The organism is Limnothrix sp. FACHB-406, from assembly GCF_014698235.1.
In the GTDB taxonomy this organism is placed as follows: Bacteria; Cyanobacteriota; Cyanobacteriia; order CACIAM-69d; family CACIAM-69d; genus CACIAM-69d.
Genome location: NZ_JACJSP010000002.1, coordinates 317,167 through 341,783, shown reverse-complemented (window position 1 = coordinate 341,783; position 24,617 = coordinate 317,167). Strand labels below are relative to the sequence as shown.

Genomic DNA, 24,617 nt, shown 5'->3' with positions numbered 1-24,617 from the left:
AACGGGCGATCGCAGCGGTGATTCGCCTATTTTTTCGGAGCAGCTTTCGGTGCTTCCACCACTTCCAGCTCTTCGGGCGCAAAGTTGTTGGTGTTAATGCCCGAGTAATTGACCTTCTCAAAACGGACAATTACCGGGTATTTGATGCCGCTTTGGTCGACCGAAGCAACCGTGCCCACATCCCGATACCAGTACGACTCGGGGCGCAGAACCCGCACCTTAGCACCGCGTTGAACCGCCATAGGTTTATCTTCCTTTGGTTTATTTTTCTCTCTTTTGACCCTATCCCCAGGTCTAAGACTCAGGGACTTTGGCCCTAAATTAAACAGCCGAAACTGTTTAATTCATCCATGGGTTGACGCTGCCTTGATCGCCCCCAGAAATCTGGATGAACCCGATCGGCGCGTCGATGTTGAGTCTCGGACTGACTGCCCGTGACGATCGCACCCACATCGGAAGGACAGCCCAGAAGGCCAGTCCTGTTGAGTCCCGTTTAGGGTGAAGTGGCTGCTCTCTAGGCTACTATCGCCCAGCCAACGACTAAAGGGGTGAGGTTTTAAGTTTTATTACTCGCTAAACCGAGGACAGCCAACCAGGGCATTGATTTGGCCGTTGATCAAGCCATGGTCGATCGGGCTATTGATCTGAGAACTGACCTGAGAACCCTGGATCGGAATCCTTACCCGTCTAGTTGTTGCCAACGTTGGGCCAAACACAATCTCCCGCCCATTCCCGCTTGAAGCCCAGGCGCGATCGATTGGGAACCGTCAAAATCACAGGGTTTGTTTGCTCATCGACCAGGTTGTAAGCCTGGAGGTGTTGCTGAGTGGTGATGTTGCAGTAATACCGACGGCTACCCACGGTGTAGAGAAACTGCCAGATGTTACGCCAGTTGGTTTCGCGATAGATGCCATCGGGCCAAGGGCAAATCCCTGTATCCGTCCGGCCCCGATCGAACGTGGAGCGATCGCCCACCACTCGCACCACACCATCGCCCCCAAAAGCCGTCAACTGATCGCGATTCATCACACGGCACATGCGACCATCACCCGCAACCCAACGGATAGTGGAATCGCTCATTCGCCGATAAAAGCCCGGCGGCCAACTTTGCTGGGCGTTGCTCGGTAACGAGTTACCAACCATGACCACCGCAGCGGTGGCCGCCATGCAAGTTGTGGCCAAAACGGCCCGAATCCACGTTGTTCGCGTTAAACCAGCCATGTCCTCACTCCTTTCTGGTTCACTTCTTCCTCGCTCGGATGCGTGGCTCAACCATCGCTGAACCGTTCTAAACCTTGAGCACCCGAGGACTCTCTCCACAGCCTTTAACCATGAAGAGTCGGGAACTGCGGATACCCAAAACCATCAGCAGCCACCAGTCACCCAAACAACAACATCAGGGTTTTAGAAATTTGATAACAGACCGTCAGGCAAATTTGGTTCAGCAAACTTGGTTCAGCAAACTTGATTAAGCAATTTTGGCTGAATAATTCTGGTTGGGCAATTCTGGTTGGGCAATTCTGGCTGAGCAAATCGGGTTAGGGAAATTTGGCTAGGCCAATTGGGTTCGGCAATTGCTTGAGCGATCTTGCTGAAGCAATCCCTAACGCATGGCGATCGGTTGGGCACTGTCGCCCACATTTTTCGCCACTTCTTGGCCGTATTGCTCAAAAATCACCACCGGATCCAGAGTCTTGCTCAGTTCTACCCGCTTCACCAACACCTGGCCATTGGCAATTCGATCGCCCACATTCACGTAGCGCTCGGAGTTCTCACCGGGAATTTGCACAATGATTTGGAATCGATCGCCCACTTGCACCACACCAGTCACCCGCAAACTGAGGGCATCCGTGGGCGAAGGAGGCGCAGGCGGCTGGCTGGGAACCGTCACAGGCGGCACTTGCGGCCGCGCAGCCACCGGAGAGCGGGCAGGCGTGGGACGACGCACTGCCGGCCGCGGCTTGGGCGGATCAACCAGCGTTGGCGGTGGATAGCCTCGGAAATCGCGGCCTTCCACATCGGTTTCTGGTTCTTGCCGAGTGGGGGAGGGAATGGCAATCGGTCGGGGAGATTGGGTCACGCTGGGGCCCACAGGGCTGCCATCCGGCAACTTGGCCAGGGGCTGCACTTGCAGCGGAATCGCAAAGGGATCGCGCCGACTGTTCTTGCTATTTTGCTGAATTTCGGTTTGGGTTTGCTTGGCCCTTGCGTCAATGTTGGTGGGCTGAATAAACCGCTGGATGGTGGGTACGGCCGTCTTGGGGCGACCGGCAACCATGGGTGATTTGAAGTCAGCCTTGGGCACGGTGGCAGTGGGCGCATCCGTGCCGCTGGCGGGGGACGCAGTTGGGCTGGCCTCGTCAGTGGTTGCAGTGTCTGTGGGGCCACCACAACTGGTGGCTGCCACCAGCAGGGCTACGGCTGCCCCAAACCGTACCAGGCTGGGCATAGGTGAATTCTCCGATGGTTGAGTCCGCGGGATGGTTGAGTCCAAGGGACTGAGCTGCCCAGCATTGTAACCAATGGCTAGGCGATCGTCTCGTTTTCTGAGTCCTGATCTCCGATTGGCCTCGGGTTTGGCAATGCTGCTTTGAAAGCGACCTCAATCGGGTTGAGAACTGGCCTCTGGAGCTTGATGAGATCAACTCCTAAGCGATCAGAACGGGGCTAGGTGATTACCCAAAGGTTCAACCTGAGCCGCTGAGTGGTCAAGGGTTAGTCATCAACGGTTAATCGTCAACGCTTAATCATTAACTAATCGTCAACGGGTTCCATCATGTCCTTCAAGGACTCGAGACCCTTGCGCACCCGACGGGAAACGGTCACAGCGCTAATCCCCATTCGATCGGCCACTTCTTTTTGGGTCAAGTCATGGAGAAAAACAAATTCTAGAATCTGGCGAGTGCGCTCTTCTAGCTTGACCAAGGCTTGGTTCAAACGCAGGCGGTCTTCTTCGGCCAGTTGGAAGCTGCGATATTTACGATCGGGGAGCGTGTCCCCCAAGGATGACGGTTCCTCTTCGTCGCTGCGTACCGGCGCATCCAGGCTAAGGGGCGATCGATTTTGACGAGCCAGCTCCACATGCTGCCACTCACTCAGCTCAATCCCGAGAGCTTCCGCAATTTCCCAATCATTGGGCTGGCGGCCGAGTGAATCCCGTAAGTTGCGGGTGATGGTGGCGGATTGCTGCTGGAGTTCCAACCAGCGGCGAGGAATCCGAATTGAACTACTGCGATCACGGAGGTAGTGCTGAATTTCGCCCCGAATGTAGGGAAGGGCGAAGGAGCTAAAGGCGTTGCCCTTGCTAGCATCAAACCGCTCGATCGCCCGAATTAGGCCAATGCTGCCAATTTGGAGCAGATCTTCGTAGCTTTCCTGGCATTGGGCAACCCAGTGGGCCGCTTCTTTCTTCACCAGGCCAAAGTTTAGCTCAACCAAGCGATTGCGCAGTTCCGTTGAGGGACAGGCCCGATAGGCGTTCAGCAACTCCAAACTGCGGGCGCGCAGGTCGTTGGGCGCAATACAAGCAGGACGAGCAGCCATGGTTACTAGCAGGGTAGTGCGTTGACTTTAGGGGGTCTGACACCCTGTTTCTTAGTGTATGGCCATTACTACCCGATCGCTGTGATTCATAGCACAGCAAAACCGCATTGTGGTTTTCTAGGCATTCTGCCCGGGATCACCGATCCATCAGACTTCGGCCCCAGTCGCTGATCCCGTTGATGGATTTCATTTCACTGGTCAAGTATCGCAAAACACCCGATCGCAGCCCCCAACGCCCCTCGGCCTTAATTCAGAGGCAGATCTGAACCAACCCGCTCAACCAAGGGGCAATTCAGCAGTGCGAGTGATGCCAGCCATCCAAGCGATCCCGACAAGCAGTCCAAGGCGGGGCAATTCAGCAGTGCGAGTGATGCCAGCCATCCAAGCGATCCCGACAAGCAGTCCAAGGCCACGATGCAATGGCAATGGCAATGGCAATGGCTTGACTTCTGCGCTGCTCAAGCCTCCGCTTCCAAAGACTGGAACACCAAACCCAAACTTTGGAGCCGGGCCACAGCCCGTTGGTGTTCTTGCTCCACGGCGGGTAACCATCGCTGGGCGAGGGCAAGGTCTCCTTGTTTTGCAGCGGTTTCAATTTGCTGGCTGGTTTGATACACCAACAGGGCCCCCATGGTTCCGCTGGTGGACTTGAGGGAATGGGCCGCATCCTTCAGATGGGCTGTGTTGCCGTTGCTCAGGGCTGATCGCACCTTTTCCAGCAGCATGGGGGAATCGCGCAAATAGAGTTCGATCGCCTCATCTAGCACCTCCACTTCCCGCAAACTGCTCAGGATTTGCTCATCCAAAATGGGTTCCTGATTGGCCGCCCACCCCGAAGGCAAGGGCAACCCGGCCGGCTCCGGGGCTGTTCGGTTAACCGCCAGGTCAACCTCCGACCCAACCCCATTTCGCTCCCCATGGCTGGTATGGGTTAGCGCCTCAGGGGCAACCGGTTCCGAGTCACCACTCACCAGGGCCGTCACCAACTGCGGCAGGGCGATCGCCACGGCTCCCGCACCGTTCTCCGCCACCGCAGGCAACACCGCATCGGACAAGGTTGGCGGTTCCGGCGCAGTTTCGCCGGTTCCCCCCTGAACAAACCCCCGGGAAGGACAGCGCCCCAAAGCCTCTGCCAGCTTCTGAATCCGGATCGGCTTGCTGATGTAATCATCCATCCCTGCTCGAATACAAGCCTCCCGATCGCCCTGCATCGCGTTAGCGGTCATGGCAATGATGTAGGGCCCTTGCTCCGTCACCCATTCCTGTCGGATCCGCTCCGTGGCTTCCAGCCCGTCCATCTCCGGCATCTGCATATCCATCAACACCACATCATAGGGTTGACGACGCAGGGCCTCTAGCACCTCAATCCCATTACCCGCCACATCAGCCCGATATCCCATGCGCTGCAAAATCTGCAACGCCACCTTTTGGTTCACCGCATGGTCTTCCGCCAGCAAAATCCGCAGCGGGTGGAACTCGGCCATATGGGAATCCACATCGGCCATGACCGATCGAGCGGCCACCGTTTCCGCCGTGCGCCCACCCAACACCGTCACGATCGCGTTGTAAAGCTGAGATTGCTTGATGGGTTTGTTCACCACTGCCGCAAAAACCGGTGAGGCACTGCGCTCCTGGTAGCCCATCGGAGCCATGGCAATCATCCGCAACGGCGTTGTTTTGGGCAGCGCCAAATCCTGCAACCGTTGGGCCAACTGCAAGCCGTCCATCTGCGGCATTTGCAAATCCAGCAGCGCCAAATCAAAGGATTGTCCTTGCATCATCCAGGCGATCGCCTCCTGGGGTGAAGCGGTGCTTTGGGTCACCGTGCCCCAGGCCTCCACCTGCCGCACCAAAATATCCCGATGGGTAGCGTTGTCGTCCACAATCAACACCCGCTTCCCTTGCAGATAGGGCTGGACTTCGTAGAAATCCACCAGGGATGCATAGGGAGCCGCCGCCGCCACGATCGTGAAGTGAAAAACGGAACCTTTGCCCAGTTCGCTTTCCACCCACATGCGCCCGCCCATCATTTCCGAGAGCCGCTTGCTGATGGCTAGCCCCAACCCTGTGCCGCCGTATTGGCGAGTGGTGGAAGAGTCCACTTGGCTGAAGGATTTGAACAGGCGGTTCATGCGATCGCTCGGAATACCGATGCCTGTGTCTCGCACCGCAAAGTGAATGTCGTACAGCGGTGCGTTGTAGTCGTGGGAACGGGTTGGCGGAAGGGTGCTATCGCTTTGCAGCAAGGCATTCGATTCGTCGCTGGTGGTGTGGGGCTTGGCTTCCACCTGAATCACCACTTCCCCCCGGGCCGTGAACTTGACCGCATTGCCCACCAAGTTCACGAAAATTTGGCGCAGGCGCGTGATGTCCCCCACGATTAGGTTGGGAACGGCGGATCCCATCCAGTAGGCCAAGTCCAAGCCCTTGTCGCTGGCTTTGGCGGCTAACAAATCCAGGGACTCTTCAATACAACTGCGCAGATCGAAGGGTTGCGACTCCAAATCCAACTTGCCGGATTCGATTTTGGAAAAGTCCAGGATGTCGTTGATGATGGCCAACAGGGCATCGCCGCTACTGCGAACGGTTTCCACAAAGTCCCGCTGCTGACTGGTCAGTTCCGTATCCAACAGCAATCCGGTCATCCCAATGACGGCGTTCATGGGAGTGCGGATTTCGTGGCTCATGGTGGCCAAAAATTCGCTCTTGGCTCGGGTGGCCTCTAGGGCTTGGTCGCGGGCCCGGGCCAGGTCGTCGGCGGCTTGTTTGCGTTCCAGTTCGCCGCCGATCCATTGCCCCATCAGCTCCAACAGACCAATATCAACGGCTTTGAAGGGCTGGTTACGGGTTTGATTGCTCCAAAAACAGAGGGTGCCGTAGCCCCGACGGCCGACGGTGATGGGTGTGCCGAGGTAGGCTTCGATTTCCAGGGCCGCATCGACGGCGGTGGGGCCGAGCTGGGCCAGGGATTTGGACTCGAAATACAGCGGCTCTTCGCGGGCAACGGCAATTTGAAAGATGGTGTTGCGCAGGGGGAACCGATCGCCCGCTTGCCAGTCCCAGGTGCTGGGCATTTGGGCGCGATCGCCCGTGTGAAAGATGCCCACAACGCGACATTGCAGATCGCCCACGGCGGCCATGCCGCCGTTGTAGTCCGCAGGGTCTGGATCCGGGAGGGTGGCAAATCGATCGTCAATTTCCACCAGCAGCCCCAGTTCCAAGCCAAATTGCTCGCAACCCATTTGCAGCAACCGTTGCAATCGATCGTCAAAGGTCAGTTGTCGGGCGGCGGCAATTTGATAGAGGCGACGGATGGAACTTTCGCTGTCACGCAGATCTTGCTCCACCTGTTTGCGGGGGGTGATGTCCCGCGAAACGGACAACGTGCCCTGAAATTCGCCGTTGTGGGAGTCGTAGATGGCGCGGCTGGTGGTTTCAAACCAGATGTAGAACCCATCGTGGCGGCGAATTCGATATTGGGTGGTGTAGGTGGCTTTGCGATCGCGGGCGTGCTGGTCTTCTTCAATGAGGCGAGCGCGATCGGCCGGATGGATGAAGTCCCAACGTTGTTGCCCCACCATTTCTTCCGGGTGATAGCCCAACAGGGCCATGCAGGCGGGGGAGGCATAGATATAAACATTGTCGGCCGTTTGCCGGGAGATCAGGTCGGTGGAGTTCTCCGCCATGATCCGGTAGCGCTCTTCGACACTCGATCGCTCCCGTTGGAATCGATCGAGCGCCTCCAGCATCTCATCGATATTGTTGGCCAGGAGACCCAGCTCGTCGCTACCAGGCATTTCTAGGCGAGTGGCCAGGTTGCCGCTCTGGCCAATGGTGGCCACCGCAGTGCTGAGGCGGGTTAAGCGGGCAAGCACCAATTTCTCGATCGACAGCAGGGCCACGCCCCCAAAGAGCACCCCACAAAACACCGTGGCGGCTCCCAAGTAGCGGATAGCCTGTTGGCTACGGTGATCAATCTCCCGAGGCAGCGTCACCTCCAAAATCAGGGCCGGTTCCCCTTCCAAGTTCCGCAGCAGAATTTCCGCCCGCAACAGATCCAAGGATTCCAGGGCCGTGATGGAGATTGGGCTGCGGGCCAAACCGGGCCGGCTCACCTCCAGGGTCATGGGCTGACCGAGGGTTCCAGAGTCCGCGGTCTGAAATTGTTCTAGGCTGACCGCCGGCCGCAGGGAAAGCTGTAATTCCACCCCCTCCGCCAGGCGATCAATTTCCGCCTGATCCAACCAGCGGCCCACCACCAGCGCGCCACGAATGGGGCCGGCTCCTTGACTGGTGACGATCGGGCGGGCCGCCACCATCAACACCCCTTCCGGCAGGGACACCAACCCTGAAATTACGCGATCGGGCTGATCCTGTTGTAAAAGCGTCGTTTGTCCCGGCCCAGCCAAATAGTCCAACAGGGAGCGATCGGCCGGTTGCAACCGGCCCCGCGTCGCATCAAATCCTTGGCTGTAAAGCACTTGCTTCTGGCGATTCACAATCGCGATCGCATTCAGCCGCAAAGCCGTAAACGTGCGATCAATCAGATTGGACTGGATATAAGCAGGGTTGCGCGTTTCAATGAATTCATAGGTATCGTCCCACTCCGCATATTCCTGAGCCGCCACCGCCAGACTGTCGAAATCCGCCGAGAGGGCATCCATGGCCCGTTGAGCATCTTGGCGCGCATATTGCACCTCCAGGGCCCGAAAGTCCCCAGAGACCAACACCGACAGCGCAATGCAGAGCGTCACGATCGACACCACCGCCGCCATCCCCACAATCGCCAAGGTTTTTCGGCGTAAGTTCACGCGATCACCCTCCTGGCCCCCTGATAGTTCCGCCACATCAGCCCTTGGCCAATGGATTCGGGCCAACATCGCTGACCTGACCTGACCCATGGTTGACCACAGGGTTGATCGATCCACTGCCCCCGATCGGCTGGAGACCCCTGGGTCTCGGCCGGTGGTTTCGGTCGAACCTGACTTGGAAGCTGCCATGGCGACTGCACAACGATTTGCAACAGCAACGGCAAATGCACCTGAATAAATTCGCGATCGATCAATTGGAGACTTAATTGGCGACCAATCAATTCGCGACAATGGTTCGGAGCGCACTCCCACGCCCAACTTAACCCTAGTGTGATCCCGTAGGGTTCTAACTCAAGCATAGGAGGGGTGAAACCCCTAGCTTCAAATTGCCCTAGTCGCGAGCAATTACTAACCATTCACTCGTCCAACAAGAATTACTCAGGCAGGTGTTTGCGTTGCTACTCCTCAATTGCCACAGCAGCGAGGCAATGGTCGGGATAATGCCTCAATCGATTCGCACAGAGCCGCATAGAGAGCCGCATAGCGAGCCGCGTAGATTGTTGCAGCCTTGCATCAACTTGCGCCTTTACCCCCAACATCAGACAAGCAACCCCAAGGTTTAACCCAGCCGTAGACTCTTGCGGGATTGTGGACTCTGCGGCCCCCAACAGCAATGATCGCTCTATTCGACCCCGATTTTGCCGAATTCCCCGAACCGATTTGCCTCCCAAACGGTTTTGTTGCATCACTTTCGACCAGCCCCCATCCCATTGAAGTTGAATAGGCTCCCCGTTGTCCCCGGTGCGGACTCCCCCGATCAACCCCTATGGGGGGTGAGACCCATCATTGAGATCTAAAAATCGATTCTAACGGTTCCCAGAGCAAGACTCCGTAGAATTTCGAGTTAGATCTCAATTCCCCTCCTCGAACTTCGTGAACAAGCAAGGCCCATTCATTTAGTCGAAATTTAGCGCGCTGGATAGGGAAGCTTGGGCCCGTTTTGGGGGGCTATTGGAGGCAGGGCTAGGAGCGGCTGACCGTTGGTGGCTGCAATATTGCTGACCAAGGGCTGACAAGAAATTGACAACCGTTGCAATCCCCTTGAGCCAATTTTACGGCGATCGCCTGGCTAGCCAGGGAGATTCCGATCACAATTGCCCCCACTCCTTTGACCGATATTCCCGATCGCCCCGGCACAGCTGGTGGCCCCTGGGTCTCCCTCAAGGGTTCATCAACGGCTGCAGCGTTGCCGCGATCCAGGAAAATAAACCGTCTATAGTGTCTTTAAGTCCCTGCTGTAGCCTATGACCGCCTCTCAGTCCCGTCGCGATCGCCTGGAGTATTTCGATCGGCTGATTTCCCAGGTCATTTTGAACCGCCAACACCCCATCAGCGGCCTGATGCCTGCCAGCACCGCCGTTAATATCCATGGGGACTACACCGATGCTTGGGTACGCGATAACGTTTACAGCATCTTGGCGGCCTGGGGGCTGGCGCTGGCCTATCGCAAGGCGGGACTCGAAGCGGGACGCGGCTACGAAATTCAGCAGAGCGTGGTGAAGCTGATGCGGGGGCTGTTGTCATCGATGATGCGACAAGCCCCCAAGGTGGAGCGCTTTAAGCACACCCAAGATCCATTGGATGCGCTCCATGCCAAGTACGACACGAGCACAGGCAACACGGTGGTGGCCGATGACGGCTGGGGCCATCTACAGATTGATGCCACCTCGGTGTTTTTGTTGATCTTGGCGCAAATGACGGCCTCGGGCTTGGAGGTGATTTACACCACCGACGAGGTGAATTTTGTCCAAAATCTGGTCTATTACATTGGACGCGCCTACCGCACGGCCGATTACGGCATTTGGGAACGGGGCAACAAGATTAATCACGGCAACCCAGAGCTAAACGCCAGCTCGATCGGGATGGCGAAGGCGGCATTGGAAGCGCTGAATGGCTTTGATCTGTTTGGGGCAAGGGGATCGCAATCATCCGTGCTGCATGTGCTGGAGGATGAAATTGCCCGATCGCGGGCCACGCTGGAATCCCTGTTGCCGCGCGAGTCGGCCTCTAAGGAGGTGGATGGGGCCCTGTTGAGCATCATTGGTTTCCCGGCGTTTGCGGTAGATGATGCGAACTTGGTCGATCGCACACGGCGGCAAATTGTCGAAAAACTAGAGGGGCACTACGGCTGCAAGCGGTTCCTGCGGGATGGTCACCAAACCGTCCTTGAAGACACCAGCCGCCTGCATTACGAACCCTACGAACTCAAGCGCTTTGAGCATATTGAGTGTGAGTGGCCGCTGTTTTGGACCTATCTGTTGCTGGATGCCCTGTTTCGGGGCGATCGGGACAGGGCCTTGGACTATCACCACCGATTGCAAGGGGTAGCCGTGGAGCGGGAGGGATTCGCCCTCTTGCCGGAGGTCTATTACGTGCCAGAGGAGGCGATCGCCGCCGAACAGGCCAACCCCGGTTCCCAAACCCGCTTGCCCAACGACAACGTACCCCTGGTTTGGGCCCAATCCCTGTGGCTGCTGGGTCAGTTGGTGTTGGAAGAGCTGATCGATGTGGCGGATTTGGATCCCCTTGGCCGGCGATCACGCCCGGGAGCCGTGCGGGAACCGTTGGTGCAAATGGTGTTGCTATCGGAAGATGCGGCCTTGCAGCATCAACTGGCAATTTACGGGATTGAAACCCAAACGCCGGATCAAGTGGCCCCGATCGAGGTGCGGCCCGCGCGGGATCTTTCGGCGGCCTATGCCCAAATCGGCCGCAACGAAGCCCTGGGCCTCACGGGGCGGCCCCTGCGGCGGCTGCGCACCCTCACCACGTCGCGGATTTTTTCAATTTGCGGCAAAACCATGGTCTTTCTGCCCTCCTTCCTGGATCAAGAGCAGTTCTATTCGGGCGCAGATCCGGAGTTTTTGACCTCCCAAATTCGCAGCGAACTGGCTTACATTGCCCGCCAGTGGCGACAGTTGGGGCGACCGACCATGACCCTGTTGCTGACTCGGGAAATGTTGGGATCCACAGAAGCCGACCTCGACACCCGATCGCCCCTGCTCTCCCTGATTGCGGACTTCAAAGCTGGCAAATGCAACAATGTGCCGATTCGCCTGGGACGGCTGCAGTCCTTTGTGCTCACCGCCGGGAGCGAGCGGATTGACTTTCTCCACGGCTACGAATTCGAGCAATCCGTGGCCAATGGCGCACCCTTGCCCCTGTCCCAATACCTGGCTTTTTCGGCAGCGGACACCAAACCCCTCAGCAGCCGCCAGGAATTTCAACTGGAGTCGGAAACCAATCCCAAGAGCTTGCTCACCCGGTTGCGGGCCACGGTGAACCTGTATGAGCAAATTGAGCTAATTCAAGACCTGTGGCGATTGGTGGGCCCGGATTTTGAGACGGGCTTTGCCGGGGACGATCGCGCCGTGCCGCTCAATCTGCTGGTGGAGGAAATCTATAACCGGGCCCTTCAGGGCTACAGCGTCGTGGAATCTGACGGGATTGCTCGCCGTCGGCCCTATTGGGCAATTGTGCGGCGGGCGGCGGGCCTGCTGAACAAGGCGGATATTAACCTTTCGGATGCGGTGACGGATTTGCTGGTGCGGCAAAAGTTCATCGCCGTGGGCCGCGCCTACAGCGAGGGATCCTTGATCGATCGCCCCATGCCCCACGACGAGATCATGGCCAAGATTGATGAGTTTTGTGGAGAAGACATCCGCGATCGGGTCTTGAGCCAGGAAATTTTGGTGGCCTTGGGCGTGCTCATTAAGTCCAATCCAGCCCTGTTCAAAGGCTTTTTGACCCTCCGCACCAGCTATTTTCTGCTGCTGTTGGTGAGTGAATTGGGTCGCGAAATGCTCGTCACGCCCGATGAGGCCTACGAGCAACTGATGGAACTCAGTCCCTACGAGGTGCAATTGCGGTTGCGCCACGTGCTGGAAGGCTATCAGGGCGCAACCTTGGCCTTGCAACAGCAGGAATCGTTGCACCTGCGGGCCACGGGCCGGGCGATCGAATGGACAATTGTGCCGCAGCGGGAAGAGGGTTTGCCCCCCGCTGGGAGTTGGGCCCGCCAGCGGGAATTGGACGGCGCATTGAACCGCGTGCCTAAGGATTTCTATCCCCAGGTTTGGAACCTGTTGGGCCACTGCAAGGGCCTGGTGATTGGGGACAAGCTGGAACGTCGCAACCGGCTCGACAGTGCCTTGGTGTTGGCGGAAATGACCCCCGGCGAAAAGAACTTCGCCCTGCAAGTGGAACACCTGCTGAACAAGATTGGTGCGCCGCTTTACCGACAGGTTTGCATGGAGGCGTTGGCGGAGCTGGCAGCCCTGACCGATCGCAACCCCGAGCTGCAAATTGATGATTACCTGGTGTTGGATGTGTTGGTGGGCCACGCGGTGCGGTTGGCCTGGCTCGATCGCCATCCCCAGGATGAACCCATTTACAACGAGCGTAAGGGTCAGGCCTGGCAACAGTTCTATGAAACGTCGCCCTACAATTGCGCCACCTTTATGGTGAAGGCCTTCCAGTTCCTGATCGAAATGGCGGAACAATCGGCCCGCGATCGCGCTGAACAGGCGATCGATGAGTCCCTGGAGCCGGTGGGGTAATGGGTTAGCCATTCCCGCCCACCCGCTTCAACCGCCCATCCTGAGGGCGATCGCCCAACCCGATCGCCCCGGATGAAATCGGCCCTTACCACCCTCGCACCCATGCTGCTCCATCACTGGAAACTTCTGCGGTTGTTTGTCACCACCGCGATCGCGGCCGAAATGGAATATCGCGGCAACTTTCTCTTAGCCAGCATTTCCTCCATTGGCGGGGGAATTGCCAGCGGCTTTGGGCTTTTTTTGTTTTATCGAACGGGCTACACCTTCCAAAACTGGAACTGGCATGAAGCACTTTTGGTGTTAGGTCTTTTTCTGTTTTTACAAGGCTTTTCCAACACCTTTTTAGCTCCCAACCTCAACAGCATCGTGCGCCAGGTGGAGCTAGGAACCCTGGATTTTGTGTTGCTGAAACCCATCAGCAGCCAATTTTGGCTATCCACCCGCGCCGTTTCCCTTTGGGGCTTTCCTGACATTGCCCTCGGTTTGGGGTTGATTTCCTATGCGGGGATCAATCTACAACTTCCCTGGTGGCAATATGGCTGGGCAATGTTGCCCCTCAGCTTTGGATTGCTCATTTTATATAGTCTCTGGTTTGTGTTAGGAGCCACCAGCATTTGGTTTACCAAAATCTATAACATCACGGAAGTATTGCGGGGGCTGTTGGAAGCTGGGCGCTATCCCCTCACGGCCTATCCGGCGGCATTTCGCTTCTTCTTCACCTTCATTGTGCCGGTGTTGTTTATGACTACTGTGCCGGCGGAAATTGCCTTGGGCCGCGATGCTTGGGTTTTGGTAGGAGTTTCAGGGTTGCTGGCGATCGGGCTGTTGTATTTGTCCAATCAATTTTGGCGGTTTGCCCTCCGGTTCTACACCAGCGCCTCTAGTTAAATTGCCGGTTAACCACGCGCAGCTCCGACCAGAAGCACTGGCCGGAGCTTTGGATGATAAATGGGTTTAAGGATGGGGGCAGAGGGGCTCGAACCCTCACGACCGTTTAGGGTCAACGGATTTTCATCTTCCTGTGGCTTTCGCCCCTGCACAATTCGGCTCGTGAGTCAGCAAAACTGCTCGATCGACCGTTTGGCGTTGAAGATTGGACTCTCCCTTTACCCTCGGCTGGTTACGTTAGGGTAGCTCCCGTCGAGTCTCTGCACCTTCCGAAGAAAAAGCCCGTAAGCTTTTTGTGCCTTCGGCTTGGCTCAGGATTGCCGTAGCGATCGGGGTGATCTGCGAACAACGTCCCAGAATTGGTTCCGTGCCTTAGGTTTCCCTGAGTTTGAGAGCTGCCACTCGATCAATTTCTCAACCGAGGCTCAATTGTCTTAAGTCCGTAGCGTCTACCATTCCGCCATGCCCCCTTAGTGGAGCCAATTGATTAATTAGACCGATCGATTAGACCGAATCAATTAAGCTGACTCGCCCCTAAGGACAACTCAAGTTAACGGGTAACGTTGAGCCGTCCCATCATACCTCGCAAAGGGGGAAGAGAGGCAAGAGTTGAGCAACTCCTCAGTCTTGACGGGATCTCTTGGCTAGATCTTTGAAAAGTCGCAATGACTGCTCTGTGCGCCCCCGCAATCCGCACAGACAAGGGGCTTAAGCCCCTTGTCCCCACTCTTGAATGGCGATCGACTAATGGTTGCAATTGTATTTTTTGAGGGGCCGATCGCCCTTGGAAGGGGAAGGGGAACGATAAAATATGGTCTGGTTGTGGTCTGGTTACGGACAAGGGCGCAGCGCTGAGGATCGCAACCGGAAATTAGGGGCCGATCGCTGGCTGCTAATGGGTTGCAAGGGGCTGCGGTTGTCCGTGCGGGCTGTCAGGATGACGTTCAGGCGAGGGTCTGGTTTATGGCTTTGACGGATTTGCCGATCGCGCTGATTCTGTATGTGGCGCTGGCGGGGGCTTACCTGGTGGTGTTGCCGCTGGGCCTCTACGTTTATCTCCAAAAACGGTGGTATGTGGCTAGCTCGATCGAGCGGCTCTTGGCCTACTTTGCGGTGTTTTTGTTCTTCCCCGGGCTGCTGTTGTTGTCGCCGTTTTTGAATCTGCGTCCCCAACGTCGGGCCATTTAACGTCTGGCCACTTAATGCCTAGGATGCCTCGATTGTCCCGCTTGGGCGATCGAGCCAGGGTGATGGGTTGGATGATGGTGAGCAATCGTGAGCAATTGACAGGGGCGATCGAGCAAACATGCGGCGAATTGACGCGATTCTGATTGGGTTAGGTGTCTTTTTGGGTGGGGGGCTGGTCTATGGTCTCCTGCAACTGGTGGGCATTGATGCCACCAATGCGGGCATCTGGACTCAGGCCGCGTTGGTAGTAGGATTGATGGGCTGGTTGCTGACCTATCTGGTGCGGGCCCTGACCCAAAAGATGACCTACTCCCAGCAATTGCAAGACTACAAAGACGCGGTTTTGCAGAAGCAGTTGGAAGCACTGTCACCAGAGGAGTTGGCCGCCTTGGAAGCTCGCTTGGAAGCGGAAGCGGCGGAAACGGATCGATCGAACCCGACCCATCCGTCACCCTAATCCGCATTCTTCGCCACCAACGCGCCGCCCGTTCCCCCCAATTCAAAGCCAGCATCCTCAGCCCCCAACAAGGGTTCACCCTGAATCCAGCCTGTGGGTGAAGTTGCTGGCCGTTTTTGATGTCCTGACCACCGAGTTGATCGATCGCCTGCCACCATGACCGTCTCTGTTTCTGAACGTTTTGCCACCCTGCGCCAAGCAGAACGCTGTGCCCTGATCCCTTTCATCACCGCCGGGGATCCGAATTTGGCAACAACGGAGGAGGCCCTGCGGCGACTCGATCGGGCAGGAGCCGACCTGATTGAACTGGGCGTGCCCTACTCCGACCCCCTAGCGGACGGCCCCACCATCCAAGCGGCCGCCACTCGGGCCTTGGCAAACGGCACTCGCCTTGATGATGTGTTGGCACTGGTGCAGCGGGTGTCGCCGGAACTGTCCGCCCCGATCGTCCTGTTCACCTACTACAACCCAATTCTGAATCGAGGAATTGAGCAATTCATTCAAGATGTGAAAGCGGCCGGGGCGGCGGGCCTGGTCGTGCCAGACTTGCCCCTCGAAGAAGCAGACGGCCTGCTGAAGCCAGCGGCAGCAGCGGGTTTGGAAGTCACGCTGTTGGTGGCTCCGACGAGTTCCAAGGATCGGATTGAAGCCATTGCCCAGCAGTCCCAAGGATTTATCTATCTGGTCAGTGTGACCGGGGTAACGGGGATGCGCAGCGAAATGCACGGGCGCGTGTCCGAAATTTTGGCCGCCATGCGCCAGGTTACCGATAAACCGATCGGGGTAGGCTTTGGCATTTCCTCGCCGGAGCAAGCGGTGCAGGTGCGTGCTTGGGGGGCTGATGCGGCGATCGTGGGCAGTGCCTTTGTGAAGCGACTGGCCGACGGCACGCCGGAAGCGGGTCTAGCCGCCGTTGAAGCATTCTGCCGGGATTTGCGAGCCGCCCTTGATCAGTAACGATCAACGAACTAAAGATCAACGAGCTAGATCAACAACGGACTGGATCAACAAACTAAAGATCAATCAACTGGACTAATTCTGTTGAGGCAAGTTCCATTCCCGATACTTTTTTGCTAACGGATGCTAACAAATGCATAAGTTGAGGTGGTCTCTCAACCAAGGCGTATCAACCAATGCCCGTAGAAAAATCCCACGAGCACCATTTAGATCCCGATTCATTGACCGCCCATCAACCTTCGACTTGATGACCCGAGAGCCGCCAATCTTGACGATCTCACCTGTCCACGAAACGGTTTTAGAGGTGTAGGCTTCGTTGATATTGGTCAAAGCAATCTTGCCCAACTCCCAAGCTTTCCATTCTAAATGTCTCTTGAACTGGTAATGCGATAGGGTCAACATTTGCCGCACGGTTTTCGACTTAATTTTTCGACGTGATTTGCTCACCATTTGAGAGGACTCAAAACTGGGTAGCAAGATCACATCAAAGTTTTCAGTCAGAAACCGTGCGGTTTTGTGGTGAAGTTCTTTCACCAGGTGTTGCACCTTGGAACGCAGGCGATCAGCGGCTTTCTTAAGGCGACGCTTTTGAGCTGATTTAGCCTTGGTAATTTTGGAAATCAGGCGATCCAGCTTGAAGCACAGCTTTTGAATCAGCAAGTTCGAGTCATTGCCAATCCATCCATAGGAGGATTCAGCAAAGAAGGTCATGAATGTGCGGACACCGGGATCTAAGGCAACCACTCGCCCTTGGTTTTCGGACTGAATGGGTTGCACTTCTGTTGAGGTGATCAGGTAATACTCACCATAGGCAAGTGTTAACCGACCATCACTAAAGCCATCAGGAATTGATTCTTTCAGGGCTGCTTTTCCCAGAATGGTGTAATAGACACCGTTTTCACTGATGGCTGATTTGGGGATGTAGATCGTTTGTTGTCGATCTTTGCGACTGCGGAAACGGCACTTGCGAATTTGCCCGTCTTTTTTGAAACCTTTCTTTGCTTCTCGAACGGCAGTGCAAGCATCTTTGACCGCAATCTTTTTGATCTGGTAGGGAACTGGCTTGGCCCATTCAGGAAGCGCACCCAAGATGATGGGCGCAACTGCCATCCAATTGGCTTTGGTTCCCGGTTCCTGAAGATGTTTGATCGTGGCGTTGTAGACGTATCTAGAAACACCAAACCATTGCTTCAGGAGTGCTTTTTGATCAGGGTTTAGGAAGATTCGGATCTTCCTGGATCGCTTTCCGGTAACTTCTGAGTCCGGGCATTCGACGAGAGAAGAGGTGAAGGATGGCGAGCAGATCCGCTGTGAGTTCGGATTCTGGGCAGTGAACAGATGGGTCAAGAACCATGAGTTCGCCACCGTTTTGTTGAACCATGAACTCGAACAACTCGAATCCGAATCGACACAATCGGTCTCGACAGGCAACCACAATTTGGAGCTGATCGCCGCGCATGAGTCTGACCAGTAGGGATTGCAATCCTTTTCGCTTGAAGTTAAGACCTGATCCGATGTCTTGGATGATTTCGGCATCGGGGTAGCGGTCTCGCATGAACTGGACTTGTCTAGCGAGATCGTCTCGTTGCTTGGCAGAACTGACGCGGCAGTAGCAAACAACGGTAGATCGAGTTGCGTTGCGTCCATATGACTCGACGTTGTAGAGCCGCTGGCCCGCCTCGTTTCGGATGGTTTCGATCTTCCCTTCATCTGCGTACTTCCTTAGCGTATTTGGATGCAATCCCAGAAATTCGACCGCTTTTCTGAGAGGAATGTATGCCATATCTAAATATTGGCATACGTTAGCGAACGTTAGTAAATTAATTACTGTTGATCAACCTCAACAGAAACAGTCCAACTCAAGCAGTCCAAGTGGGGGCGTACGGCCATACGCCCCCACAAAATTGACCGATGGAACTGGTCAGTGACAATTTTGAGCAATTGTTGTGAACAATTCTTGAGCAATTGCATTGAATTGACCCTACACCCAGTCGGCCATGGATTCCCAACTGTGGCGCAATTGGCTGCTCAATAATCCATTTTCCGATCGCCGATTGCGGCGGCGGGATTTAGCAGCATTCGAGCGTTTCCGCGATCGCTTATCAACCACAATTTTCCTCAGGTCGATCGCATCGTCCCAAGAATGAAATCGGTCAGGGAAAGTTCGCTGAGTCATGATTCTGACCTCCCAAAATTGACGTTGGGGGAATTGCCAGCCCAGTTGCTGACTTCAGAGATGCAGCCCCGTCGTCGATGGAATGATCCCAGTGCAATCCAGCTTCATCATCGAAGCGAGCTAGGGATGTGGACGCAAATCTCTAGGGTATTGTTCTGCGAATCGGGAACCCAATCCGGTTAACTTCGCCAGAAGCCCCCGGTTCGATCGTACCGCTTTTTCTCAGGGGCAGCGACTCACGGATCCTGATTCCTCAGGAATGAAGTTTCCAGAGTTGTCCAAGGAATCCCAGCCCAAATTACTTACTGGGCTAAGTGATCACGCACCAACTGGCGCAATGCTTGTTCAGCAGCAATTTCATCTTGCTGAGCCTCTGCCAAAAATTGATATAAATACGCTTTTTGCACCCAAGGAAAAATGGGGCTGAATTCCGATTCTTGATAATCCCCATTTTCTAAAATAAAAATGCGCCAATCACGGCCGTTATATCGCCACAATTCTGGAACACCCATCGCGGCATAGAGCCGATTTTTGTCAATATCCGTGTGGGTGATATCCACTTCAACCACCAGATCTGGCGGAGGATCAGTCGCAAAATCAACTCTTCGACCCGCAACCCGTGCGTGATTTTGAATGTAGTAAGCACAATCAGGTTCTGAGCTGCGATCAAGCTCTTCACGCTCAATCCGAGTAGATCCCATTGTTTTAATTTTCAGACCCATCTCAAAGATCATGATGATGATAAAGCGCTCAATGAGACGAATCGAAAATTCATGATCTTCCAAGGGCATAGTGATTTCTAAAACTCCATGATCATAGGTCAAGCGAGCAGAACGACGGAACGGCAGGGCATGGAGAACCTGTTGGTAAGTTTGCCAAGTTAGGCCACGCAGCGTCACACGTTTTTCGCCGATGAGTTGGGTGGGAGCCAGCGGGGCGATCGCAATCATTGCTCACAACTCCTGAAACGGTTGATTAGTTCTATTATCGCCAATGGGGCCAAGCAGTGGGCGAGCTGCCCGATCGCCCGGTGCGCAAAGGGGCTGCTATGCTGAGGGCGAGCATTCTGCAATCGCCCCATGACCGACTCCGCAAAGACCTTGCTTTTGGTAGATGGCCATTCCTTGGCTTTCCGAGCATTCTATGCCTTCGTGAATGGACGAGATGGTGGACTACGTACTTCCACAGGCATTCCCACCAGCATTTGCTACGGATTTATTAAGGCCCTATTGGACACGATCGCCCTTGAAAAACCCCAAGCGATCGCCCTGGCTTTTGATACTCGTCAGCCCACCTTTCGCCACGAAGCCGATGCGACCTACAAGGATGGGCGGCCGGAAACTCCCGTGGAGTTTATTGAAGATATTCAGCATCTCGAAACCCTGTTGGTGGCGCTGAATTTAACCATTGTTAAAACGCCAGGTTTTGAAGCAGATGACGCGATCGGGACAATGACCCAACAGGGCATCGCGGCGGGCTATCGGGTCAAAATCTTGAGCGGCGATCGGGACTTATTTCAACTCATTAATGACCAACAAGGCATCAGCGTTTTGCACTTGGGTGGGCGTGATGTGAAGTCTTCCCGCTACAGCGAATATCGTGCAGCCCAAGTGGTGGAAAAATGGGGCGTTCGTCCGGATCAGGTGGTGGATTTCAAAGCCCTTTGCGGCGATAAATCCGATAATATTCCGGGGGTGAAAGGCATTGGCGAAAAAACCGCCGCCCAGCTTCTGCAAGAGCATGAGTCCTTGGATGGGATTTATCAGGCACTAGACTCTCTGAAAAAATCCGTCAAGAGCAAATTGGAAGCCGATCGAGACGCTGCTTACCATTCTCAGTTTTTGGCGCAAATTAAATGTGATGTGCCCTTAGATTTGGCCTTGGCCGACTGTGAATTAAGCGGATTCGATCGCGCTGCCCTCACTCCCCTGCTGGAAAAACTAGAACTGAATCAGTTTCTGAAGCAAATTGAACGTTTGGAGGCTCGATTTGGTAATGGTCAGTTAACCTTGGGAGCGGAGCAAGGGACAGGCCATGAAACGAGTTCTGCGGGCCGATCGCCCCAATTAGCGGGCAGTTCCCCAGCTTCGACCTTAGAAGCAGAAGATACTTGGTTTTTCAGTGCCGAAGAGACCGATTTGCTCAAGGAAAATCCGCCACTACCGGCCGAATTCACCCCAGAAATTATTACTACACCCGATCAATTGGAGGCGCTGGTTGCCGCACTGTTGCACTGCCAAAACCGTGACTATCCCACCGCTTGGGACACAGAAACCACTGACCTAGATCCCCGAAAAGCGGCCTTGGTGGGAATTGGGGTTTGCTATGGCAATGCGGAACAATTCACGGTGGCTTATATTCCCGTGGGACACAGTACGGGAAAACAGCTCGATCGATCGCTGGTGTTGCAAGCGCTGAAACCAATTTTGGAAAGTGAAAACCATCCCAAGGTGCTGCAAAATGCCAAGTTCGATCGGGCAATTTTGCGCAACCAAGGAATTCAACTGGCCGGGGTAATTTTTGACCCAATGCTTGCCAGTTATGTGCTGAATCCAGAAGCCAGCCATAACCTAACAGATTTGGGATTGCGCTATTTAGGAATCAGCGCCACCAGCTACCAAGATCTGGTGCCGAAGGGACAAACCATTGCAGCGGTGAGCATTGCTGCCGTTGCCAACTATTGCGGCACGGATGTTTATAGTGCATTTCATTTGGTCAGTATCCTGCGATCGCAACTGTCTAGCGAGCAGGATTTGTTGCCACTGTTTGAGCAGGTGGAACTGCCCCTTGAGCCGGTTTTGTCAGCCATGGAAGGGCGAGGCATTCGGATTGACACGGCCTATTTGGCGGAATTTTCTAAGCAATTAGAAACAGATTTATTGGCGATCGAACAGCGGGCCTACGCAGCGGCTGGGGAGACTTTTAATTTAGGTTCGCCCAAGCAACTCAGTGAATTATTGTTTGGCAAATTGGGTCTTGATCCCAAAAAGTCTCGCAAAACCAAAACCGGCTATTCCACGGATGCCGCCACCTTGGAAAAGTTAAAGGATGATCATCCCGTTGTGGAAGCGATCGTGGAGCATCGCACCTTAGCCAAACTGAAGTCTACCTATGTGGATGCGCTGCCGCAGTTGGTTTCGCCCCAAACCGATCGCGTCCATACGGACTTTAATCAAACGGTGACGGCCACGGGTCGCCTCTCTTCATCCAATCCCAACTTGCAAAATATCCCAATTCGGACGGCCTTTAGTCGGCAAATTCGGCGGGCTTTTTTACCCAAAGCGGGCTGGCTGTTGGCCGCAGCAGACTATTCCCAAATTGAGCTACGAATCTTGGCCCATTTGAGTCAGGAACCGGTCTTAATTGAGGCCTATCAAACGGGGCGAGATGTCCATGCTTTGACCGCGCAATTATTGCTCGATCGCCCTGACATTACCCCCGAAGAACGACGACTGGGAAAAATCATCAATTTTGGGGTGATTTACGGCATGGGGGCGCAACGGTTTGCTCGGGAAGCGGGCGTGTCGCGCATGGAAGCCAAGGAATTTATCGATCGCTTTAACCAGCGCTATCCCCAAGTGTTTGAGTATTTGCAACAAATGCAGCGCGAGGCGATCGCCCTGGGCTATGTGCATACACTCCTGGGCCGACGGCGCTATTTTCAATTCATGAGTCCTTCGTTGAATCAATTGCGCGGCTCCGATCCCCAGGCGATTGACCTCGATCGGTTGCGGGTCAATGGTCAAAATGATGCCCAATTGCTGCGGGCGGCGGCCAACGCTCCCATTCAGGGTTCCAGCGCCGACATCATCAAAATTGCCATGATTCAACTTCATCAACGGTTGCAATCCACCCAGGCAACTTTACTGTTGCAAGTGCATGATGAATTGATCTTTGAAGTGCCTCCGGAAGAGTGGGACTTTGTACGCCCAATCATTCAGGAAACCATGGAATCAGCGGTCACCTTGAGTGTGCCCCTGGCGGTGGAAGTTCATGCGGGTCAAAACTGGATGGAAGCGAAATAGCCGATCGGGAATGAGTGATGCAATTAGGGGTGAATTTAACCCTACTTAAACCCGTTGACTTCTATCACGCTTAGAAATGTTTTCTTTTTAAGTCCACAACTTTGTTGCGACCAATTGTTAGAGTCAGCCCCACTTTCAGTCAATTAAATTCTAGTCAATTAAAGTTGGCATAGACAGTTACAGATTGGCACAGAATTGATGGATTTCAATTGAGAACCCCCATAGGATTGAGGCGATCGTGCGAATGCACTTGAAATAGCCTGAGAGGATGTCTGAAAAGCCGCAATGGCTACCTTGCTTGTGGGTCTCATGCACCGACAAAGCAAAGCTGATCAAGTCCCTTGATCCCAAGACCGTTAGGGCTTGACCATTGCCCCCAGTCGCTTCAGCCATCCTCTGAGGTTTGTTAATTCCAGTTGATTCCAACCGATCGAGACAGCAAGCTGCGTCTTTTGTCCTCAACCATTGCTGCGATCGCTTGTGTTGAATTTTGCGAGCTATTTTTTTGCCCCCGGTGGCTGGGGAACCCATGCCCGATCGCTCGCGGGAGCACTGCACCCCATCGAGCCGATCGCCCTTTGTGATTGGCAGCCTCCCCAGCCCCTGGCCGACTGGGAACGGGGCGTGCCGGAACTGTTAGCGGCCGGCCTGAAACCGGCGGCCAATGCCCCCACCCTGGTCATTGTGTCCGGGTTGCCGATGCCGCCCTTTCCCGGTTGCTGCCAAATTGGGCTGTTTGTGTGGGAAACCACCCACATTCATCAAAAATTTCAGCAATTGCTCGATCGGTTCGATTACCTTTGGGTTCCGTCCCTTTGGCAGCGCCAGGTGGCGATCGAGTCCGGGCTTGACCCCCAGCGCCTAGCCGTTGTGCCGGAAGGGGTTGACCCCCAAGTCTTTCAGCCCCATCCCCACCGCCCCTCAGCCCTGAATCGCGACTTGCGGCAGCGGCCCTTCCGGTTCCTTTGTGTGGGCAAATGGGAACGACGCAAGGGGATCGATCTGCTGATCCAAGCCTTTGCCAAAGCCTTTGAACCCCAAGATCCCGTGGAACTGGTGTTGCACGCCCACAACGGCTACATTCCCCACTTTGACCTCCAGGAATCGATCGACTATGCCGCGCGGCTGCTGGGGGCCGAGGCCTATCGCATTTTGCCCAGCCATCCAGCCGGACGATCAGGCCTAGTGCAAGTTCTGCAAAAAGCCGATGCCTTTGTGTTGCCCACCCGGGGCGAGGCTTGGGGATTGCCCATTTTGGAAGCCATGGCCTGTGGACTGCCCTGCATTGTCACGGACTGGAGCGGCCTGCGGGCCTATGCTCACCCGGGCAATGCTTACCTGATTCCGGTCAAAAACCTAATTCCCGTCAATGATCCGCAGTTTTTTGACCCCGCCTTGGACTGGGGCCACTGGGCCGAGCCGGACTTGGATGCTCTGGTGGCCTTGATGCGGCAGGTTTATCACGATCGGGAAGCGGCCCAACAACGCGGGGCGATCGCCCGAGACGAAGCCGCCAGCCTCTGGACTTGGGAACGAGCCGCCCACACGGCCCAACAGCAATTGGCCGCCCTGGGATTCCGCCCCGATCGCTTGCCCCCTTCGGTATCCGCTGCCGCTTAGGTGGCACTTTTGTGCGCTGATTCAGCAGAAAAGCCAAAATTTCTCTAAAACAGCGGAATTTTGGTCAAAACTAGAGAGAAATCAGAATCTACCGTTGGTGGCTGAAACTCGCGTTTAGGATCAGCGCCATCTTGTCGTGTCTAGGTCTCTAACGCGACTCCTGCGCTACCCACTCGGGGCGGATTTGCCATCAAACCAAAATCGGCTTTCACCAGATTTTCACCCCTGACCGCTATATCTAAACTCGTCGGTTTTCTCACTGGCGACTCTGTTGAGCCATTGTTGAGCTATCGATCATTGGGTGCGCCTTGCCTCTTGTGGGCAAACTAATCG

The 24,617-nt window shown here is 55.2% G+C and carries 17 protein-coding genes; 7 read left to right on the top strand and 10 right to left on the bottom strand.

Features of this window, described 5'->3' with window-relative positions:
- Positions 1 to 26 precede the first annotated feature (26 nt).
- From H6G53_RS03300 to H6G53_RS03280, 5 genes are all read right to left on the bottom strand, one after another.
- A complete protein-coding gene (locus H6G53_RS03300) occupies positions 27 to 242 on the bottom strand; it encodes a photosystem I reaction center subunit IV (protein WP_190354314.1) in 216 nt (71 codons plus the stop codon).
- A gap of 445 nt (positions 243 to 687) precedes the next feature.
- The gene (locus tag H6G53_RS03295) at positions 688 to 1,221 is read right to left on the bottom strand and encodes a hypothetical protein (protein ID WP_099535374.1); all 534 of its coding nucleotides are present in this window, start codon (positions 1,219 to 1,221) and stop codon (positions 688 to 690) included.
- 382 nt (positions 1,222 to 1,603) lie between these two features.
- On the bottom strand, positions 1,604 to 2,449 hold the full coding sequence (locus tag H6G53_RS03290) for a hypothetical protein (protein ID WP_190530908.1): 846 nt from the start codon (positions 2,447 to 2,449) through the stop codon (positions 1,604 to 1,606).
- Between the two features lie 305 nt (positions 2,450 to 2,754).
- Positions 2,755 to 3,543, bottom strand: a complete 789-nt coding sequence (locus H6G53_RS03285) for an RNA polymerase sigma factor SigF (protein ID WP_190354312.1) — start codon at positions 3,541 to 3,543, stop codon at positions 2,755 to 2,757.
- Positions 3,544 to 4,001: 458 nt separating this feature from the next.
- Complete coding sequence (locus H6G53_RS03280; RefSeq protein ID WP_190530907.1) at positions 4,002 to 8,543, bottom strand: response regulator; 4,542 nt, start codon at positions 8,541 to 8,543, stop codon at positions 4,002 to 4,004.
- A 1,115-nt stretch (positions 8,544 to 9,658) separates the two neighbouring features.
- Here H6G53_RS03280 and H6G53_RS03275 point away from each other — a divergent pair.
- From H6G53_RS03275 to H6G53_RS03260, 4 genes are all read left to right on the top strand, one after another.
- Positions 9,659 to 12,973 (top strand): glycoside hydrolase family 15 protein, encoded by a 3,315-nt coding sequence (locus tag H6G53_RS03275; protein WP_190530906.1) that lies wholly within the window; start codon positions 9,659 to 9,661, stop codon positions 12,971 to 12,973.
- Positions 12,974 to 13,078: 105 nt separating this feature from the next.
- Positions 13,079 to 13,861: an ABC-2 family transporter protein gene (locus H6G53_RS03270; RefSeq protein ID WP_190530962.1), complete on the top strand. Its 783-nt coding sequence runs from the start codon at positions 13,079 to 13,081 to the stop codon at positions 13,859 to 13,861.
- 963 nt (positions 13,862 to 14,824) lie between these two features.
- The gene (ndhL, locus tag H6G53_RS03265) at positions 14,825 to 15,049 is read left to right on the top strand and encodes an NAD(P)H-quinone oxidoreductase subunit L (RefSeq protein ID WP_190354306.1); all 225 of its coding nucleotides are present in this window, start codon (positions 14,825 to 14,827) and stop codon (positions 15,047 to 15,049) included.
- Positions 15,050 to 15,167: 118 nt separating this feature from the next.
- The gene (locus H6G53_RS03260; protein ID WP_099535389.1) at positions 15,168 to 15,506 is read left to right on the top strand and encodes a DUF3007 family protein; all 339 of its coding nucleotides are present in this window, start codon (positions 15,168 to 15,170) and stop codon (positions 15,504 to 15,506) included.
- On the opposite strand, the gene H6G53_RS03255 is transcribed toward H6G53_RS03260, so the two are convergent.
- Positions 15,503 to 15,664, bottom strand: coding sequence for a hypothetical protein (locus tag H6G53_RS03255; protein WP_158234548.1), 162 nt, complete (start codon positions 15,662 to 15,664; stop codon positions 15,503 to 15,505). The genes H6G53_RS03260 and H6G53_RS03255 overlap by 4 nt on opposite strands.
- Between H6G53_RS03255 and trpA the strand changes: the two genes are divergently transcribed.
- The gene (gene trpA / locus H6G53_RS03250; protein ID WP_190529359.1) at positions 15,663 to 16,463 is read left to right on the top strand and encodes a tryptophan synthase subunit alpha; all 801 of its coding nucleotides are present in this window, start codon (positions 15,663 to 15,665) and stop codon (positions 16,461 to 16,463) included. The genes H6G53_RS03255 and trpA overlap by 2 nt on opposite strands.
- Positions 16,464 to 16,589: 126 nt before the next feature.
- On the opposite strand, the gene H6G53_RS03245 is transcribed toward trpA, so the two are convergent.
- The 4 genes from H6G53_RS03245 to H6G53_RS03230 form a co-directional block, all read right to left on the bottom strand.
- Positions 16,590 to 17,768: an RNA-guided endonuclease TnpB family protein gene (locus tag H6G53_RS03245; RefSeq protein ID WP_190530961.1), complete on the bottom strand. Its 1,179-nt coding sequence runs from the start codon at positions 17,766 to 17,768 to the stop codon at positions 16,590 to 16,592.
- Entirely contained in the window at positions 17,671 to 18,246 is a 576-nt protein-coding gene (locus tag H6G53_RS19135) for an IS607 family transposase (RefSeq protein WP_190530905.1), read from the bottom strand. The genes H6G53_RS03245 and H6G53_RS19135 overlap by 98 nt, the downstream gene beginning before the upstream one ends.
- Before the next feature lie 198 nt (positions 18,247 to 18,444).
- Positions 18,445 to 18,639: a hypothetical protein gene (locus H6G53_RS03235; protein WP_099535395.1), complete on the bottom strand. Its 195-nt coding sequence runs from the start codon at positions 18,637 to 18,639 to the stop codon at positions 18,445 to 18,447.
- A gap of 302 nt (positions 18,640 to 18,941) precedes the next feature.
- The gene (locus H6G53_RS03230; protein ID WP_190530904.1) at positions 18,942 to 19,589 is read right to left on the bottom strand and encodes a Uma2 family endonuclease; all 648 of its coding nucleotides are present in this window, start codon (positions 19,587 to 19,589) and stop codon (positions 18,942 to 18,944) included.
- A 129-nt stretch (positions 19,590 to 19,718) separates the two neighbouring features.
- Between H6G53_RS03230 and polA the strand changes: the two genes are divergently transcribed.
- Positions 19,719 to 22,664, top strand: coding sequence for a DNA polymerase I (gene polA / locus H6G53_RS03225; protein WP_190530903.1), 2,946 nt, complete (start codon positions 19,719 to 19,721; stop codon positions 22,662 to 22,664).
- A gap of 465 nt (positions 22,665 to 23,129) precedes the next feature.
- On the top strand, positions 23,130 to 24,284 hold the full coding sequence (locus tag H6G53_RS03220; protein ID WP_190530902.1) for a glycosyltransferase family 4 protein: 1,155 nt from the start codon (positions 23,130 to 23,132) through the stop codon (positions 24,282 to 24,284).
- Positions 24,285 to 24,617: the final 333 nt, after the last annotated feature.